Here is a 16,076-nt window from a genome sequence, read left to right as displayed (position 1 = left end):
AGTCGTAGACCCGCGCCCTGGGCCGTTCCTAGCGTCGACGGTGGGGGTGCGCATGGTTTACGACGATGAGACCGGAAAGCTGGTACGCCTCAGCCTGCCTCTGCCGACCATGCGGGAGATGGCCGCGGCGATGGAGGAACGACCTTCCCCAGAGGTCATAGACGCGATCATTCGGTCCGCGAAGCGACGTATCAGGCGGCTCGGCCGCCCGAAGTTGAACCCGCGCCGGATCGGGGCCGCGCTACGGCGTTCGCGGCGCCCGGTGTCGGACGAACAGGTCGCCTGGGTGCTGCTGTCCTGGCTACGCGTGCCGGAGTGACGGCGGCGGGGCCACGCTCTCGCGGGTGATCAGGGTGGGTGTGATGACGCGGCGGGCGACGGTCGGGGCGGTGCCGGTCTCGATCTGGGTCAGCAGCATGTCGATGCCGGCGCGGGCCACGGCGACGAAATCGGGGCGGACGGTGGTCAGTGGGGGTGTGTAGTAGGCGGCCTGGGGCACGTCGTCGAAGCCGACGATGCTGATCTCGGTGGGGACGCGGCGGCCCTGCTCGTTGAGGGCACGCAGCAGGCCCAGCGCCATGTGGTCGTTGCCGGTGAAGACCGCTGTCACCTCGGGGAGGCGGGCCAGGAGCTTGCCGTTGCGGTAGCCGGACTCGGCGCTCCAGTCGCCGATCAGCAGCGGGGGTGGCTCGACGCCGGCCGCGCGCAGCGCTTCCTCCCAGCCGCGGACGCGGCCGTTGGCGTCGAACCAGTCCTGCGGGCCGGAAAGGTGCCAGACGGTCTCGTGGCCGGCAGCCAGCAGATGCTCGGTGGCGGCGCGGCCGCCGGCCACCTGGTCGACAGTGACCCTCGTGCTGGAGCGGTGGGGGTCGCCGTCGATGGTGACCAGCGGGATGTCCGCGGGCAGGGCCGCCAGCGCCGACTCGGCGCTGGTCACCGGGGCGATCACCACCAGGCCGGCGACGCGCTGGTCCAGGTGGCGTTCGACGGCGTGGGCTATGGAGCGTTCGTCGAGAGTACGGACGTTGCCCACGTTCACGGCGAAGCCGCTGTCCTGCGCCGCCTGCTCGAACGCGTTCAGCATGGAGGCGGGACCGTAGAGCGCGGTGTTCGGGGCGACCACACCGATCACGCCGGAGGTGCCGGTGACGAGAGCCCGGGCCGTACGGTCGGGCCGGTAGCCGAGCTCGGCGATCGCGGCGCGCACCTTGAGCCGGGTCGGCTCGCTGACATTCGGGTGTTCGTGCAGCACCCGCGAAACGGTCTGGTGCGACACCCCGGCCAGCCGGGCGACATCCATCATGCCCGGCGGCCGCTCGCGTTTGACCCTCACCCGCACCCCACATCTCGCTGTTGCCGGAAGGATAGTCCCGCGCGAAGCCCGCCCCCGTCGCGAGACGCGCCAAGGAAACGCAGCACACACCGCGGGCGCGTCCCTGGGGAGAGGGCGGCGCGCCATGCGGTGGCCCGACGGGCGGAGCGAAGAAGGGTGAGGGCTTGCCGGCTGAGCCGTGAGGCGGGACCGGCGGCCGCGTGGCGCGGCGCTATGACGAGCGGCCCGATTTCCGGTGGCACGTCGTCATGCTGGGCCGCCTTGGGCGACCGAACGCGCCCGCTTCCTACGCTCCCGCGGGGCCAACGCGGGCCAGCGTAGAACCTGAAGGCCGCCATCAGCGTCCCCGGGACATCGAACCGAAGGCCGGTGGGGGAGAGCCGTGGGGGCGGTTTGTGGGCGTGGGTGAAGATCGTCGAGTGGTGGAGGATTTGTTTCCTGATGTGGTGCTGCGGACGGGCCGGCTGACGTTGCGGGCGCCGCCCGCGGGTGACGTGGACGCGATCGTGGACGCTGTGTCGGATCCGGTCACGCGGCGCTGGCTGCCGCTTCCCGATCCGTACGGGCGGGATGAAGCTCTGGCCTTCGTGGCTGAGAAGGCGCCGGCGGTGCGGGCGAGCGGTGCCGGCCTGATCCGCGCGATCGAGTGCGACGGCGATCTGGCCGGGATGATCGATCTGAAGAAGACCGACTGGCGGCATCGGGCGACCGAGATCGGCTATTGGGCGGTGCCCGCGGCCCGCGCCCGGGGTGTGATGACCGAGGCGACCGTCGCGCTGTCGCGCTGGGTGCTGACCGGGGCGGCTTTCGAGCGGGTGGTTCTGCGCATCGCGCCGGGCAACGAGGCGTCCATCAAGGTCGCCGAGAGGGCCGGTTTCGCGTACGAGGGTGTCGCCCGCAACGCCGGCATCGTCCCCTCGGGCCGGGTCGACCTGGCGATCTACTCGCTGATCCCGGCCGACTTGAGCTAGCGGAGCGGGGGAGGGCCGGTGCTGGCCCGGGGGACCAGGTGGGGCGTCACGAGGACCTGGTCGGTGGTGGAGTCGCCGGCCATGTGTTCCAGCAGGAGGGCCAGGGCCCGGTGGCCCAGCTCGCGGAAATCCTGGCGGACCGTGGTCAGTGGGGGCAGGAAGTAGCCCGCGTCGGGCATGTCGTCGAAGCCGATGATGCTGACGTCGTCGGGGACCCGGCGGCCCGTCTCGTGCAAGGCCCGCAGGACGCCCAGGGCTATCCGGTCGTTGGCGCAGAAGATGGCCGTCACCTGGGGGTCGGCGGCCAGGACGCGGCCCCGGGCGTAACCCGACTCGGCGTCCCACCAACCCGGGTCGGCCGGGGGGACCACGGCGCCGGCCTTGTACAGGGTGTCGCGCCAGCCCTCCACCCGTTCCTGGGCTTCGGGCCAGTCGGCGGGGCCGGCCACGTGGTGGACCGTCGCGTGGCCCAGGTCGAGCAGGTGCTGGGTGGCCAGGCGGGCGCCGGCCGTGTTGTCGATGCCGACCGTGGGGGCCGCGTCCGGCTCGCCGGCCGTGCCGACCGCCACACAGTGCAGTGATGGTGGGGCCTGGGCCAGGGCGTTCGTGACCGTCAGCTTCGGGGCGATGGCGATGACGCCGTCGACCGCGTGCTGGGTGAGGCGGTCCACGGCTTCCACCACGTGGCGGCGTTCCAGGTCGCGTACCGAGGCGATGCTGACCATGTAGCCGGCGTCGCGGGCGGCGCTCTCGATGGCGTACAGCATCGACGCCGGCCCGAACAGCGTGGTCTCGAAGCCGATGATGCCGAGCGTGTCGGACTGGCGGGTGACCAGCGTGCGGGCGGCCAGGTTGCGCCGGTAGTTCAGGGACTGCATGGCTTCGAGCACGCGCAGCCGGGTCTCCTGCCGCACGTTGGGGTGGTTGTTCAGGACCCGCGACACGGTCTGGTGCGAGACGCCGGCCAGCTTGGCGACGTCGCGCATGACCGTGAGCCGGGGGCGGCCGCGGTCACCGTCGGTCGATGGCAAGAACGAACCTCCGATGGCAGTTTGTGAGCGTGAACATCGCACAAGGTCTGCCCGGATGTCCATAGCGGATCTGCCCGCCACCACCCCGGGCAATGGTCCGGTAACAAACCGATGGCGAAACCTTGACGGAGCGTTTGAGAACGGTAACACTGCTGAAACGCGGTGCCCGGATCGGCCGCGACTCTCCTCTCGATGCTCCGCTCGGTGTTTCTCGGTCGCGGTGACGACCATCTCTGAATGCGTGAACGTTAACAATTTGGAGGGCCCTGTGCTCAAGAAGATTTCCGCGGCGATGGTCGGCGGGCTCCTGCTCGCCTCGACCCTGGCCGGTTGTGGCGGCGACGACGGTGGCTCCGGCTCGGGCGGCGGCGATGACAAGATCACGCTCGGCTTCTCGCAGGTCGGCGCGGAGAGTGGCTGGCGTACCGCCAACACCAAGTCCATTCAGGAGGCGGCGGCCGCCGAGGGCATCGACCTGAAGTTCTCCGACGCCCAGGGCAAGCAGGAGAAGCAGATCGAGGCGATCCGCTCCTTCATCACCCAGCGGGTCGACGTCATCGCCTTCTCGCCTGTGGTCGAGTCGGGCTGGGACCCGGTGCTCAAGGAGGCCAAGGACGCCGGCATCCCGGTGATCCTGACCGACCGCGCGGTCGACTCCAAGGACACCTCGCTCTACAAGACCTTCCTCGGCTCCGACTTCGTCGAGGAGGGCAAGAAGGCCGGCGACTGGCTGGCCAAGGAGTACCAGGGCAAGTCGGACCCGGTCAACATCGTCGAGCTGCAGGGTACGCCGGGTGCGGCGCCCGCGATCGACCGCAAGACCGGCTTCGAGGAGGTCATCAAGACCGACCCCAAGTTTAAGATCGTCGCGTCGCAGACCGGCAAGTTCGAGCGCACCAGCGGCAAGCAGACGATGGAGACGTTCCTGCAGTCCGTCAAGGACATCGACGTGCTCTACGCGCACAACGACGACATGGGCCTGGGTGCCATCGAGGCGATCGAGGCGGCCGGCAAGAAGCCCGGCACCGACATCAAGATCATCACCGTCGACGCGGTCAAGGACGGCATGACGGCGCTCTCCGAGAACAAGATCAACTTCATCGTGGAGTGCAGCCCGCTGCTCGGCCCACAGCTGATGCAGCTGGTCAAGAAGGTCAAGAACTCCGAAGAGGTTCCGACCCGGATCCTCACCGAGGAGACCACCTTCACCCCCGAGCAGGCGAAGGCCGCCCTGCCCGACCGCAAGTACTAAAGGACCGCTGATCAGGGTCACCCCGGCCGCCACCGGGGTGACCCCCAGCCCATGAACGGAGTGGATGAATGGGTGAGCCACCCGCGGTCCTCGAGATGACCGGAATCCAGAAGATCTTCCCCGGCGTCGTCGCCCTCGACGGCGTCGATTTCCGGCTGTTGCCCGGCGAGATCCACGCCCTCATGGGCGAGAACGGCGCCGGCAAGTCGACCCTGATCAAGGTGCTCACCGGCGTGTACGGGATCGACGGCGGCGACATCAAGCTGAGCGGCCGGGACGTGCTGTTCACCGGCCCGCTGCAGGCGCAGGAAGCCGGCATCAGCACCGTCTATCAAGAGGTCAACCTCTGCGCCAACCTCTCGGTCGCCGAGAACATCTTCATCGGCCGCCAGCCGCGCCGCTTCGGGCGCATCCAGTGGTCCGAGATGCGCAAGCGCTCGGCCGGCCTGCTGGCCCGCCTCGACCTCGACCTCGACGTCTCGGCCCCGCTGAACACGTACTCCCTGGCCGTGCAGCAGATGGTGGCGATCGCCCGAGCGGTCGACATCGAGGCCAAGGTGCTCATCCTCGACGAGCCCACCTCCAGCCTCGACGCGTCCGAGGTGGCCCAGCTCTTCGCGATCATGCGGCGGCTGCGCGACTCCGGAGTGGCCATCCTGTTCGTCTCCCACTTCCTCGACCAGATCTACGAGGTCGCCGACCGGATCACGGTGCTGCGCAACGGCGCCCTGATCGGCGAGTACCGCACCGCCGAGCTGCCCCAGGTCGAGCTGGTCCGCAAGATGATCGGCAAGGAGCTGGCCACGCTCGAGCAGTTGGAGAGCCGCCCGCGCGAGTCGGCCGAGCAGATCGAGCGCGGCGAGCCGATCCTGCGGGCCGAACAGCTGGGCCGCGACGGCGCCATCGCGCCGTTCGACCTCACCATCCACGCGGGGGAGGTGGTGGGGCTGGCCGGTCTGCTGGGTTCCGGCCGTACGGAGTTGGCGCGGCTGCTGTTCGGCGCCGACAAGGCCGACAGCGGCAAGCTCGAGCTCGACGGCAAGCCCGTGTCGATGCGCTCGCCCCGGGCCGCGATGGCCCACGGCATCGCCTTCTCGTCGGAGAACCGCCGCACCGAGGGCGTGATCGGCGAGCTCACCGTCCGCGAGAACATCATCCTGGCCCTTCAGGCGGCGCGCGGCTGGACCCGCCCGATCGCCAAGCGGCGCCAGGACCAACTGGTCGGCAAATACATCAAGGCCCTGCAGATCAGACCCGACAACCCCGAGATTCCCGTACGGAATCTGAGCGGCGGCAACCAGCAGAAGGTGCTCCTGGCCCGCTGGCTCATCACCGAGCCCAAGCTGCTGATCATCGACGAGCCGACCCGCGGCATCGACGTGGGGGCCAAGGCCGAGATCCAGCGCCTGGTCGCCGAGCTGTCGTCCGGGGGCATGGCGGTGCTGTTCGTCAGCGCTGAGCTCGAGGAGGTGCTCCGCCTCAGCCACAAGATCGAGGTGCTGCGGGACCGGCGCCTGGTCGAGGAGCTCGACAACACCGGCGACGTCGACGCCGATCGCATCATGCGGACCATCGCCAGCGGAGCAACCTCATGACCTTGCAAAAGATCCTCAAGAGCCGGCTGATGTGGCCGGTCGCCATGCTCGTGGTGCTGTTGCTCTGCGCGCTGATCTTCTCCGACGGTTTCTTCGACATCCGGATCCAGGACGGGCACCTGTTCGGCACGCCGGTCAACATCCTGCGGGCCAGCGCGCCCCTGGTGCTGGTCGCGATCGGCATGACGCTGGTCATCTCGACCGGCGGCATCGACCTGTCGGTCGGGTCGGTGATGGCCGTCTCCGGTGCCATGGCCTGCCTGATCATCGGCGACCTGTCCAACCAGAACAGCGTCGGCGGCGTGGCCGTGGCCGTGGTCGCGGCGATCGCGCTGTCGCTGGTGCTCGGCCTCTGGAACGGTTTTCTGGTGGCGGTGCTGGGCATCCAGCCGATCATCGCGACGCTGATCCTGATGGTGGCCGGCCGCGGCCTGGCCCAGCTGATCACGTCCGGGCAGATCATCAACGTGCAGTCGAGCCCGTACAAGGTGATCGGCGCCGGCTACGTGCTCGGCCTGCCGGTGTCGGTGCTGATCGCGGCCGTGGTCCTCGCGATCACGGTGCTGCTCACCCGGCGTACGGCCCTCGGGCTGCTCCTGGAATCCGTCGGCGGAAGCCCGGTGGCCAGCCGCCTCGCCGGCATCCAGGCCCGCCGGTTCACCGTGATGGTCTACATCGCGTCGGCCGCCTGCGCCGGCATCGCCGGGCTGATCTACAGCTCGAACGTCTCCAGCGCCGACGGCAACAACGCCGGCAACCTGATCGAGCTCGACGCCATCCTGGCCGTGGTCATCGGCGGCACCGCCCTGACCGGCGGCCGGTTCTCGCTGGCCGGCACCACGCTGGGCGCGCTGCTGATCGCCACGCTGGACACCACCGCCCAGTCGGTGGGCATCCCGCCCGAGGCCACGCTGGTCTTCAAGGCCGTGGTGGTCGTGGTGCTCTGCCTGGCCCAGTCGGCGACCTTCCGGGCCATGTTGTTCCGCCGGTCCACTCCCAGGCCGGCCGCACGGGCGGAGGTCCCGGCATGATCGACGTCAGCACGACCCCGGCCACCAACAAGACCGGCCCGGCCAGCCGCCGGCGCACGTACCGGCCGAACGCGCAGTACATCCCGGTCCTGGCGACCCTGTCGCTGCTGATCGTCATGTACACCTTCGGCGCGGTGAGCTACGAGAACTTCACCCACCCCTCGGTGCTGCTCAACCTGTTCACCAACAACGCCTTCCTGCTGGTCGTCGCGGTCGGCATGACCTTCGTGATCCTGACCGGCGGCATCGACCTGTCGGTGGGCGCGGTGATCGCGATGACCTCGACCGTGGCCGCCACGCTGCTGCAGGCGGGCTGGCCGGCCGGGGTCGTGATCCCGGTCGTGCTGCTGGTCGGCGGCGTGCTCGGCCTCGGCATGGGCGCGGTCATCCACTTCTTCAAGGTGGAGCCGTTCATCGCCACGCTGGCCGGCATGTTCCTGGCCCGCGGCATCGCGCTGCTGATCAACCAGAACTCGATCCCGATCACGAACGAGTTCTGGACCAGCATCGCCGAGACGCGCATCGTCTTCGAGCCGGGCGTCTACATCTCCGGCATGGCCCTGGTCGCGCTGGCCGTGGTGGCCGTGGCGGCGGTCGTGCTGGCCTGGAGCCGGTTCGGCCGCAACGTCTACGCGATCGGCGGCAACGCCGACTCGGCCCTGCTGATGGGCCTTCCGGTCGGGCGTACGCGGATCGGCGTTTACACACTGAGCGGATTCTGCGCCGCCCTGGGCGGCCTGATCTACAGCATCACGACCACTTCGGGGTATGCGGGTCACGGCACCGGCACCGAGCTCGACGCGATCGCGGCCGTGGTCATCGGCGGCGTGCTGCTGACCGGCGGCTCCGGCTACGTGCTCGGCACGGTGCTGGGCGTCCTGGTCCTCGGCATGATCAACACGATCGTGAACTTCGCGAGCCTCAACTCGTGGTGGGCCCGGATGGCGATCGGCGTGCTGCTGTTCGCCTTCATCGTCCTTCAGCGCCTCGTCACCAGAAAGGCGAAGTGATGTCCCGCTACACGATCGGGGTCGACTTCGGAACGCTGTCGGGCCGCGCCGTGGTGGTGCGCGTCGAGGACGGGGCCGAGGTGGGCGCGGCCGTGCACGAATACGCGCACGGCGTCATCGAGCGCACGCTGCCGGCCACCGGGCAGCAGCTGCGCCCCGACTGGGCTCTTCAGGACCCCGACGACTACATCGACGTTCTCCGTACGGCTGTGCCCGAGGCCCTTGAGGTCGCGGGCATCGACCCGGCCGACGTCATCGGGATCGCGACCGACTTCACCGCGTGCACGGTGCTGCCGGCGCTGGCCGACGGGACGCCGCTGTGCCGTGTTCTCGAGGACCGTCCACACGCGTACCCCAAACTCTGGAAGCACCATGCGGCGCAGCCGCAGGCCGACCGCATCAGCGACCTCGCACACGAGCGGGGTGAGCCCTGGATCGCCCGCTACGGCGGGCGGATCTCCTCGGAGTGGCAGTTCGCCAAGGCCCTGCAGGTGCTCGAGGAGGACCCGGAGGTCTACGCGCGGACCGAGCGCTGGATCGAGGCGGCCGACTGGATCATCTGGCAGCTGTGCGGCCGGGAGACCCGCAACGCCTGCACGGCCGGCTACAAGGGGATCTTCCAGGACGGCCAGTACCCGGACAAGGCGTACCTGGAGGCGCTGAACCCGGCCTTCGCCGACTTCGCCGAGACCCGGCTGGCCCATCCGCTGTCCGCGCTCGGCGAGCGGGCCGGCGACCTGACCGAGCAGGCCGCGGCCTGGACCGGGCTGCCGGCCGGCATCGCGGTCGCCGTCGGCAACGTGGACGCGCACGTCACCTCGCCGGCCGCCCAGGCCATCACGCCCGGGCAGATGCTGGCCGTGATGGGCACCTCGACCTGCCACATCATGAACGGCGAGGCCCTGGCGCCGGTGCCGGGCATCTGCGGCGTGGTCGACGGCGGCATCCTGGCCGGGCTCTACGGATACGAGGCCGGGCAGAGCGGCGTCGGCGACATCTTCGGCTGGTTCGTCGAGCAGGGCGTGCCGCCGGAGATCCACGAGCAGGCGCGCGCGGACGGCCTCAGCGTGCACGACTTCCTGTCGCGGCAGGCGGCCGCGCAGCCGGCCGGCGGGCACGGGCTGATGGCGCTCGACTGGCACAACGGCAACCGCTCGGTGCTGGTCGACCACCACCTCTCCGGCGTGATCATCGGCCAGACCCTGGCCACCCGGCCGTTCGAGATCTACAAGGCGCTGGTCGAGGCCACCGCCTTCGGCACCCGCAAGATCATCGAATCGTTCGAGCAGGCCGGCGTGCCGGTCACCGAGTTCGTGGCCGCGGGCGGGCTCAAGCGCAACACGCTGGTCATGCAGATATACGCCGACGTGCTGCGCCGGCCGCTCAGCGTGGCCACCTCCGATCAGGCGCCCGCGCTCGGCTCGGCCATCCACGCGGCGGTGGCGGCCGGGGCCTACCCCGACGTGGCGACCGCGGCGGCGACCATGGGCCGCGTCGAGAAGGCGGTCTTCGAGCCCGACCCGGCCGCGGCCGACGTCTACGACCGGCTCTACGCGGAGTACTCGGTGCTGCACGACTACTTCGGGCGTGGCGAGAACAAGGTGCTGCACCGGCTGCGCGACCTGCGGAACGAGGCACTCTCATGAGCGTGCTCGACGCCGTACGAGCCGAAGTCTGTGCATTGCACACGCACCTCACGCGCTGGAACCTGGTCACCTGGACCGCCGGAAACGTCTCGGCCCGGGTGCCGGGTGAGGACCTGCTGGTCATCAAACCGTCGGGGGTCTCGTACGACGAGCTGACCCCGGCCGCCATGGTGGTCTGCGACCTCGACGGCAAACTGGTCGAGGGTGAGCACAGCCCGTCCAGCGACACCGAGTCGCACGCCTACGTCTACCGGCACATGCCCGAGGTCAACGGGGTCGTGCACACCCACAGCCCGTACGCCACGGCGTGGGCCGCCCGCGGCGAGCCCATCCCGTGCTCGCTGACCGCGATGGCCGACGAGTTCGGCGGCGACATCCCGATCGGGCCGTTCGCGCTGATCGGCAGCGACGACATCGGCCGCGGCATCGTCGAGACGCTGCGCGGCAGCCGCTCGCCGGCCGTCCTGATGCGCCAGCACGGTCCCTTCACCATCGGCGCCAGCGCCAAGGCCGCGGTCAAGGCCGCGGTCATGTGCGAGGACGTCGCCCGCACGATGCTCCTGGCCCGGCAGCTCGGAGCGATCGATCGACTGCCCGGCGAGGCCGTGGACAGCCTGTACGACCGCTACCAGAACGTCTACGGCCAGCGCTGATTTTGGGGAGAACAATGAGTGACCAAGAAATCTGGTTCCTGACCGGCAGTCAGGGGCTCTACGGTCCCGAAACGCTCGATCAGGTCGCCTCGCAGTCGCAGGAGATCGCCGGCACGCTCGGGTCCGCGCTCGACGTGCGGCTGGTCTGGAAGCCGGTGCTCACCAGCGCCGAGAGCATCCTCACGGTCATCCGGGAGGCCAACGCCGCACCGAATGTCATCGGCGTGATCGCCTGGATGCACACGTTCTCGCCGGCCAAGATGTGGATCGCCGGCCTGGACGCGCTGCGCACCCCGCTGCTGCACCTGCACACCCAGGCCAACGTGGCGCTGCCCTGGTCCGAGATCGACATGGACTTCATGAATCTCAACCAGGCCGCGCACGGCGACCGGGAGTTCGGCTACATCGAGGCCCGCCTCGGCGTGGCCCGCAAGACGGTGGCCGGGCACGTCAGCAACCCGCGGGTGATCGACCGTGTCGCGGCCTGGGTGCGGGCCGCCCGCGGGCACGCGGCGATCCGGTCGTTGCGGCTGGCCCGCTTCGGCGACAACATGCGCGACGTCGCGGTGACCGAGGGGGACAAGGTCGAGGCGCAGTTGCGCTTCGGGGTGTCCGTCAACACGTACGGCGTCAATGATCTGGTCAAGGTTGTCGACGACGCCCTGGACACCGAGGTCGACAAGCTGGTCGGCGAGTACGACGAGCTCTACGAGGTGGCGCCCGAGCTGCGCGACGGCGGCGAACGGCACGAGTCGCTGCGGTACGCGGCCCGCATCGAGCTCGGCCTGCGGCAGTTCCTCGACGCCGGCGGCTTCCGCGCCTTCACCACCAACTTCGAGGACCTCGGCGGCCTGCGCCAGCTGCCCGGCCTCGCGGTGCAGCGGCTGATGGCCGACGGCTACGGCTTCGGCGGCGAGGGCGACTGGAAGACCTCGGTTTTGCTGCACACGATCAAAGCCATGGCGCCGGGCGGCACGTCCTTCATGGAGGATTACACGTACGACCTGACGCCCGGCCAGGAGCGGATCCTCGGCGCCCACATGCTCGAGGTGTGCCCGTCGATCGCGGCCGACCGGCCCCGGCTCGAGATCCACCCGCTCGGTATCGGCGGCCGCGAGGACCCGGTGCGCATGGTCTTCGACGCGGCGCCCGGCCCGGCCGTGGTCGTCGGCATGTCCGACATGGGGGAGCGGTTCCGCCTCACGTCGAACGTCATCGAGGTGGTGCCGCCGACCGAGGCCCTGCCGAAACTGCCGGTGGCCCGCGCGGTGTGGAAGCCGGCCCCCGACCTCTCCACGTCGGCCGAGGCCTGGCTGACCGCGGGCGGACCGCACCACACGGTGCTCACCTCGGCCGTCGGCGTGGAGGAGCTGAGCGACCTGGCCGAGATGCTCTCCTGCGAGCTCCTGGTGATCGACGCGGACACCACGATCCGGGAGTTCGTCAAAGAGGTCCGCTGGAACCAGGCGTACTACCGGCTGGCCCGCGGCTTCTGACCTTCACCCGGTGCCGCACGGTGCCCCGCGGCACCAGGGTCGGCCGCAGCTGCACGGACTCGGGACGGCGTGCGCCCAGCAGCAGGCGCACGCTCTCCCGGCCGACCTCGGCGAACTCCTGCCGCACGGTGGTCAGCCCCGGATGGGTGTACCCGGCCTCGGGCACGTCGTCGAAGCCGACCACGCTGACGTCGCCCGGCACGGACCGGCCGTGCTCGGCCAGGGCCCGGATCAGCCCGATCGCGATGTCGTCGTTGGCGGCGAAGACGGCGGTGACCTCGGGGTCGGCGGCCAGCGCCTGCCCGCAGCGATAGCCCGACTCGGCCGACCAGGCGGCCCGCACGACGGGCGGCGCCTCGACGCCGGCGGCGGCCAGGGCGGCCCGCCAGCCCGCCTCGCGGGCCCGGCTGCCGTGCCACTGCTCGGGGCCGGCCACGTGCCAGACGGTGCGATGCCCGTGCGCCAGCAGATGGCGGGTGGCGAGCAGGCCGCCCGCGTACTGGTCGACGGCCACGTTGGCGGTACGCCACTGGGGCAGGCCGTCGACCGTCACGACGGGAAGCCCGCTCGGCACGGCCGCGAGCAGATCGGCCGCGGCGGCCACCGGAGCGACCACGATCAGGCCGGCCACGTCCTGGCCGACCAGGCGGCGGACGACCTCATAGGCCTCGGCGCCGTAGTCGGCGACGTGGCCGACCGACACCGCCAGGCCGGCGTCGAAGGCGGCGTCGCCGATCGCCTGCACCATGCTCGACGGTCCGTACAACATGGAGTTCTGCGCGACCACGCCGATGACCGTCATCCGAACTCCTCCGCGCCGTCACGCTGGGCCTGTTAACGCCAACATGTCGGGCTCATCGCGGCGAGTCAATCTCCTGTTACGGGCTTGTTACGTGGTTTCTTTCCGCCCATGGTCAGGGGAACGTCTGGTAAACAGCGGGGATGGCTCGCGGCACCCTGCAGATCAACGGCGTCCGGCTCGGCTACCGAACGGTGGGCGACCCGTCCGGCGTTCCGGCGCTGCTGGTACACGGCACCGGCAGCAGCGCCGGCACGTGGGACCGCTTCGCGGCCCGGCTGGTCCCGCTCGGCTACCGGGTCGTGGCGGTCGACCTGCGAGGACATGCGACAAGTGACCGCACCGGGTCATATGCGCTTTCGGCGCTCCGCGACGATCTGCTGGGCGTGATGGACGCTTTCTCCCTGGCCGGCGCCCTCGCGGTCGGGCACTCCGTCGGGGCGTACGCCTGCCTGGCCGTCGCCCAGCACTCGCCCGACCGCGTCTCCCGCCTGGTCCTCGAAGACATCGCGGCCCCGCCCCGCCGGGTCGGCCTGCCCCGGATGGACCGCTTCCTGGCCGGCCGTCCCGTGCCCGCGATCCTGCTCCAGGTGGCCCGAGCCGACCCGCAGTGGTGGAGCCGGCTGGCTCTCGTGACCCAGCCGGCCCTGGTCGTCTCGGGCGGCCTGACCAGCTGCATCCCGCCACGGCGGCTGGCCGCCGTGACGGCCGCGCTGCCGAACGCCCGGCTGGCGACGATCCCGGTCGGCCACCGAGTCCACAGCCTGGCCCCGGACGCCTTCTTCACCGCAGTGGCCGCCTTCCTGCCTGCGTCAGCTCCGGTGGTGTGACTCGGCCAGGCGGTAGACGGGCGTCGGCAGCCCTTCGTAGCGGGCCTTGAGTTGCAGCGCGAGATAGAGCGAGTAGTGCCGTGACTGGTGCAGGTTGCCGCCGTGGAACCACAGGTTCTCCTGCTGGGTCGGCTTCCACATGTTGCGTTGCTCGCCCTCCCACGGGCCTGGGTCCTTGGGAGTGTCCGAGCCCAGGCCCCACACCTTCCCGACCCGGTCGGCCGTCTCGGGGTCGACGAGGTCGGCCACCCAGCCGTTCATCGACCCGTAGCCGGTGGCGTAGACGACCAGGTCGGCCGGCAGCTCGGTGCCGTCGTCGAGAACCACCGCGTCCTCGGTGAGCCGGACGACCTGGCCCTGCGCCAGCTTGACCTGCCCGTCGGCGACCAGGTCGGCCGCGCCCACGTCGATGTAGTAGCCGGAGCCGCGTCGCAGGTACTTCATGAACAGGCCGGAGCCGTCGGCGCCCCAGTCGTGCCGGAAGCCGGCCTTCTCCAGCCGCGCGTAGAAGTCGGCGTCCCGCTCGGCCATCTGCTCGTACAGCGGAATCTGGAACTCGTGCATGATCCGGTACGGGATCGACGCGAAGATCATGTCGGCCTTGTCGGTGGTGACACCGGCCGCGACGGCCCGCTCCGAGTAGAGGTCGCCGAGCCCGATGTCCATGAGCGAGGCCGACTTGACGATATGCGTGGACGAGCGCTGCACCATGGTCACGTCGGCGTCGTGCTCCCAGAGCGCCCCGCAGATGTCGAACGCCGAGTTGTTCGACCCGATGACCACGACCCGCTTGCCCCGGTAGGCCTCGGGGCCCGGGTGCTCGCTGGAATGGTGCTGGTCGCCCCGGAAGACGTCCTGGCCGGGGATGACCGGCCGGTTGGGCTTGCCGGACATGCCGGTGGCGAACACGACATGAGCCGGGGTGAGCTCCACCGATCCGCCGTCCCGGTCGACGATCACGCTCCACTTCTTCGCCGCCGCGTCGAAGGTCGCGGACCGGACCGTCGAGGACGACCAGTACGGCACCTCCATGACCCGCGTGTACATCTCCAGCCAGTCCCCGATCTTGTCCTTGGGCGAGAAGACCGGCCAGTTCGAGGGGAACGGCAGATAGGGGAGATGGTCGTACCAGACAGGATCGTGCAGGCAGAGATTCTTGTAGCGTCCACGCCACTGATCACCGGGCCGAGCGTGCTTGTCGATAACCACGGCCGGCACGCCGAGTTGCTTGAGGCGCGCCCCGAGAGCGATCCCACCCTGCCCGCCACCGATCACCACGACGTACGGGTCCAGCTCGTCCTGGGTTTTGCCGTACGCCCGTCCTTTGCTCAGGGTGTGCTCCGCGCCGAGGGGCCGGCGCTCGCCCTGGCGCTCCTCGAAGCCTTTGAGCTCCCGCAGCGTGGTCAGCAGCGTCCAGGCGCCCTCGGGCTTGAGCCGCAGGTGCCCGGTGCCGCGCCCGGTCGCGGTCTCGAAGCGGATCCAGGCGTCGATCACACCGTCCGCCTCGGTCGGCTCCTCGGTGAGGGCGAAGCCGCCGGGATCGGCCTGCTCCAGGGTCTCGGCCAGCATGTCGGTGATCCCGTCGCGCCCTTCCGCGGTGGTGATGTTCCAGGTGAAGGCGACGAGGTCACGCCAGAAGGACTCAGGCGCGAACAGGGCGGCCGCGGCTCGCACGTCGCGGGCTTTCAGCGCGGTCTCGAACGACGCCAGCCAGTCGTCGACGCGCTGCTTGGGGGAGGTGCCGAGGGTCTGCGTCATACCTCCACGAAACCGGCATGCACGCCGCCCGCAACAGAGTTGCAACACATTGCATCGGCAACACTAGGCGCGAAGCAACGAGTCTCTTGACTAGTAGTCACGGAGTGCGGGAAGCTGTCTCCGCATCGATGTCAGGCGCGGAATGGGGGAAGCAGATGGGCGAGAGCGTGACTTCTGGTGTCGTGGCGCCGCGGGCGTCGCCGGCCCGCGACTACGACGGGTTGTACAAGGCGTTGTTGGGCCGGCCTGGCGCAGAAGTACCGCCGGTCGAGTCACCGGATCCAGCAGGTGGTGCTGTGGCCGCTGGGCGGCGGTTATCCGGGCCGGTTCGTCCGTGATCAGGCCCGGCTGGACTACCTGCCGGTCGATGTTCCCGGCGATCTGGATCCGGGGATGGTGTTGGCCACGCCGTTGGCGCCGTTGGCGTTGTGGTCGCCGAACGCGCCGGACGACGTGGTGGAGCAGGTGGCTGATCGGATCGCCGGCGTCGGCGCGCTCGAGGAGAAGTTGGTCCTGGTCGAGTTGGGAATGCTCGTGGGCGGTTCCCGAGCGGCCCAGGTTCTTGAAGCATTGCGGAGGAGTTTCAATGACCGTGTCAAGCCGCCTTCGCCGTGATCGGCGGTGAGGAATGGAACTCGCGGCCGTCGCGCAGCAGTGCCCAGATGACGTCG

General features: G+C 69.9%; 15 protein-coding genes. 11 read left to right on the top strand and 4 right to left on the bottom strand.

Going from position 1 to position 16,076, the window contains the following annotated elements; translation table 11 throughout:
- The first annotated feature begins 40 nt into the window (after positions 1-40).
- The gene (locus CRP55_RS14275; RefSeq protein WP_097320383.1) at positions 41-319 is read left to right on the top strand and encodes a hypothetical protein; all 279 of its coding nucleotides are present in this window, start codon (positions 41-43) and stop codon (positions 317-319) included.
- On the opposite strand, the gene CRP55_RS14270 is transcribed toward CRP55_RS14275, so the two are convergent.
- The gene (locus CRP55_RS14270) at positions 302-1,303 is read right to left on the bottom strand and encodes a LacI family DNA-binding transcriptional regulator (RefSeq protein ID WP_097320382.1); all 1,002 of its coding nucleotides are present in this window, start codon (positions 1,301-1,303) and stop codon (positions 302-304) included. The genes CRP55_RS14275 and CRP55_RS14270 overlap by 18 nt on opposite strands.
- A gap of 452 nt (positions 1,304-1,755) precedes the next feature.
- Here CRP55_RS14270 and CRP55_RS14265 point away from each other — a divergent pair, with 452 nt between their 5' ends.
- The gene (locus tag CRP55_RS14265; protein ID WP_218854420.1) at positions 1,756-2,304 is read left to right on the top strand and encodes a GNAT family N-acetyltransferase; all 549 of its coding nucleotides are present in this window, start codon (positions 1,756-1,758) and stop codon (positions 2,302-2,304) included.
- Here CRP55_RS14265 and CRP55_RS14260 read toward each other — a convergent pair.
- Positions 2,301-3,290 carry a LacI family DNA-binding transcriptional regulator gene (locus CRP55_RS14260; RefSeq protein WP_097320381.1) on the bottom strand — a complete coding sequence of 330 codons (990 nt, stop codon included), beginning with the start codon at positions 3,288-3,290 and terminating at the stop codon, positions 2,301-2,303. The genes CRP55_RS14265 and CRP55_RS14260 overlap by 4 nt on opposite strands.
- A 337-nt stretch (positions 3,291-3,627) precedes the next feature.
- Between CRP55_RS14260 and CRP55_RS14255 the strand changes: the two genes are divergently transcribed.
- The 7 genes from CRP55_RS14255 (at position 3,628) to araA (ending at position 12,018) form a co-directional block, all read left to right on the top strand.
- Complete coding sequence (locus CRP55_RS14255; RefSeq protein ID WP_097320706.1) at positions 3,628-4,587, top strand: ABC transporter substrate-binding protein; 960 nt, start codon at positions 3,628-3,630, stop codon at positions 4,585-4,587.
- A 68-nt stretch (positions 4,588-4,655) separates the two neighbouring features.
- Positions 4,656-6,182 carry a sugar ABC transporter ATP-binding protein gene (locus CRP55_RS14250; RefSeq protein WP_097320380.1) on the top strand — a complete coding sequence of 509 codons (1,527 nt, stop codon included), beginning with the start codon at positions 4,656-4,658 and terminating at the stop codon, positions 6,180-6,182.
- Positions 6,179-7,213: an ABC transporter permease gene (locus CRP55_RS14245; protein ID WP_097320379.1), complete on the top strand. Its 1,035-nt coding sequence runs from the start codon at positions 6,179-6,181 to the stop codon at positions 7,211-7,213. Before CRP55_RS14250 ends, CRP55_RS14245 begins: the two co-directional genes overlap by 4 nt.
- Entirely contained in the window at positions 7,210-8,223 is a 1,014-nt protein-coding gene (gene yjfF, locus CRP55_RS14240) for a galactofuranose ABC transporter, permease protein YjfF (protein WP_097320378.1), read from the top strand. The genes CRP55_RS14245 and yjfF overlap by 4 nt, the downstream gene beginning before the upstream one ends.
- Positions 8,223-9,869, top strand: coding sequence for a ribulokinase (gene araB / locus CRP55_RS14235; protein WP_097320377.1), 1,647 nt, complete (start codon positions 8,223-8,225; stop codon positions 9,867-9,869). Before yjfF ends, araB begins: the two co-directional genes overlap by 1 nt.
- Positions 9,866-10,522: an L-ribulose-5-phosphate 4-epimerase gene (locus tag CRP55_RS14230; RefSeq protein WP_097320376.1), complete on the top strand. Its 657-nt coding sequence runs from the start codon at positions 9,866-9,868 to the stop codon at positions 10,520-10,522. Before araB ends, CRP55_RS14230 begins: the two co-directional genes overlap by 4 nt.
- 14 nt (positions 10,523-10,536) lie before the next feature.
- Positions 10,537-12,018: an L-arabinose isomerase gene (gene araA, locus CRP55_RS14225; RefSeq protein ID WP_097320375.1), complete on the top strand. Its 1,482-nt coding sequence runs from the start codon at positions 10,537-10,539 to the stop codon at positions 12,016-12,018.
- Here araA and CRP55_RS14220 read toward each other — a convergent pair.
- Positions 11,966-12,820 (bottom strand): substrate-binding domain-containing protein, encoded by an 855-nt coding sequence (locus CRP55_RS14220; protein ID WP_097320374.1) that lies wholly within the window; start codon positions 12,818-12,820, stop codon positions 11,966-11,968. The genes araA and CRP55_RS14220 overlap by 53 nt on opposite strands.
- Before the next feature lie 140 nt (positions 12,821-12,960).
- Between CRP55_RS14220 and CRP55_RS14215 the strand changes: the two genes are divergently transcribed.
- Entirely contained in the window at positions 12,961-13,647 is a 687-nt protein-coding gene (locus tag CRP55_RS14215; RefSeq protein ID WP_097320373.1) for an alpha/beta fold hydrolase, read from the top strand.
- Here CRP55_RS14215 and CRP55_RS14210 read toward each other — a convergent pair.
- On the bottom strand, positions 13,630-15,405 hold the full coding sequence (locus CRP55_RS14210) for a flavin-containing monooxygenase (protein WP_097320372.1): 1,776 nt from the start codon (positions 15,403-15,405) through the stop codon (positions 13,630-13,632). The two genes, CRP55_RS14215 and CRP55_RS14210, sit on opposite strands and share 18 nt — an antisense overlap.
- A 288-nt stretch (positions 15,406-15,693) precedes the next feature.
- On the opposite strand from CRP55_RS14210, the gene CRP55_RS14205 reads away from it, so the two are divergent.
- On the top strand, positions 15,694-16,020 hold the full coding sequence (locus tag CRP55_RS14205; protein WP_097320371.1) for a hypothetical protein: 327 nt from the start codon (positions 15,694-15,696) through the stop codon (positions 16,018-16,020).
- The last annotated feature ends 56 nt before the right edge of the window (positions 16,021-16,076 follow it).

Source organism: Paractinoplanes atraurantiacus, assembly GCF_900215205.1.
Classification (GTDB): Bacteria; Actinomycetota; Actinomycetes; order Mycobacteriales; family Micromonosporaceae; genus Actinoplanes; species Actinoplanes atraurantiacus.
This window is presented reverse-complemented; position numbering and strand designations above follow the sequence as displayed.

Excerpts from the sequence above, each read along its gene's own strand:
- CRP55_RS14220 (WP_097320374.1), bottom strand. The coding sequence starts at position 12,820 with ATGACGGTCATCGGCGTGGTCGCGCAGAACTCCATGTTGTACGGACCG.
- CRP55_RS14245 (WP_097320379.1), top strand. The coding sequence starts at position 6,179 with ATGACCTTGCAAAAGATCCTCAAGAGCCGGCTGATGTGGCCGGTCGCC.
- araA (WP_097320375.1), top strand. The coding sequence starts at position 10,537 with ATGAGTGACCAAGAAATCTGGTTCCTGACCGGCAGTCAGGGGCTCTAC.
- CRP55_RS14230 (WP_097320376.1), top strand. The coding sequence starts at position 9,866 with ATGAGCGTGCTCGACGCCGTACGAGCCGAAGTCTGTGCATTGCACACG.
- araB (WP_097320377.1), top strand. The coding sequence starts at position 8,223 with ATGTCCCGCTACACGATCGGGGTCGACTTCGGAACGCTGTCGGGCCGC.
- CRP55_RS14270 (WP_097320382.1), bottom strand. The coding sequence starts at position 1,303 with ATGATGGATGTCGCCCGGCTGGCCGGGGTGTCGCACCAGACCGTTTCG.
- CRP55_RS14215 (WP_097320373.1), top strand. The coding sequence starts at position 12,961 with ATGGCTCGCGGCACCCTGCAGATCAACGGCGTCCGGCTCGGCTACCGA.
- CRP55_RS14255 (WP_097320706.1), top strand. The coding sequence starts at position 3,628 with ATGGTCGGCGGGCTCCTGCTCGCCTCGACCCTGGCCGGTTGTGGCGGC.
- yjfF (WP_097320378.1), top strand. The coding sequence starts at position 7,210 with ATGATCGACGTCAGCACGACCCCGGCCACCAACAAGACCGGCCCGGCC.
- CRP55_RS14210 (WP_097320372.1), bottom strand. The coding sequence starts at position 15,405 with ATGACGCAGACCCTCGGCACCTCCCCCAAGCAGCGCGTCGACGACTGG.
- CRP55_RS14250 (WP_097320380.1), top strand. The coding sequence starts at position 4,656 with ATGGGTGAGCCACCCGCGGTCCTCGAGATGACCGGAATCCAGAAGATC.
- CRP55_RS14260 (WP_097320381.1), bottom strand. The coding sequence starts at position 3,290 with ATGCGCGACGTCGCCAAGCTGGCCGGCGTCTCGCACCAGACCGTGTCG.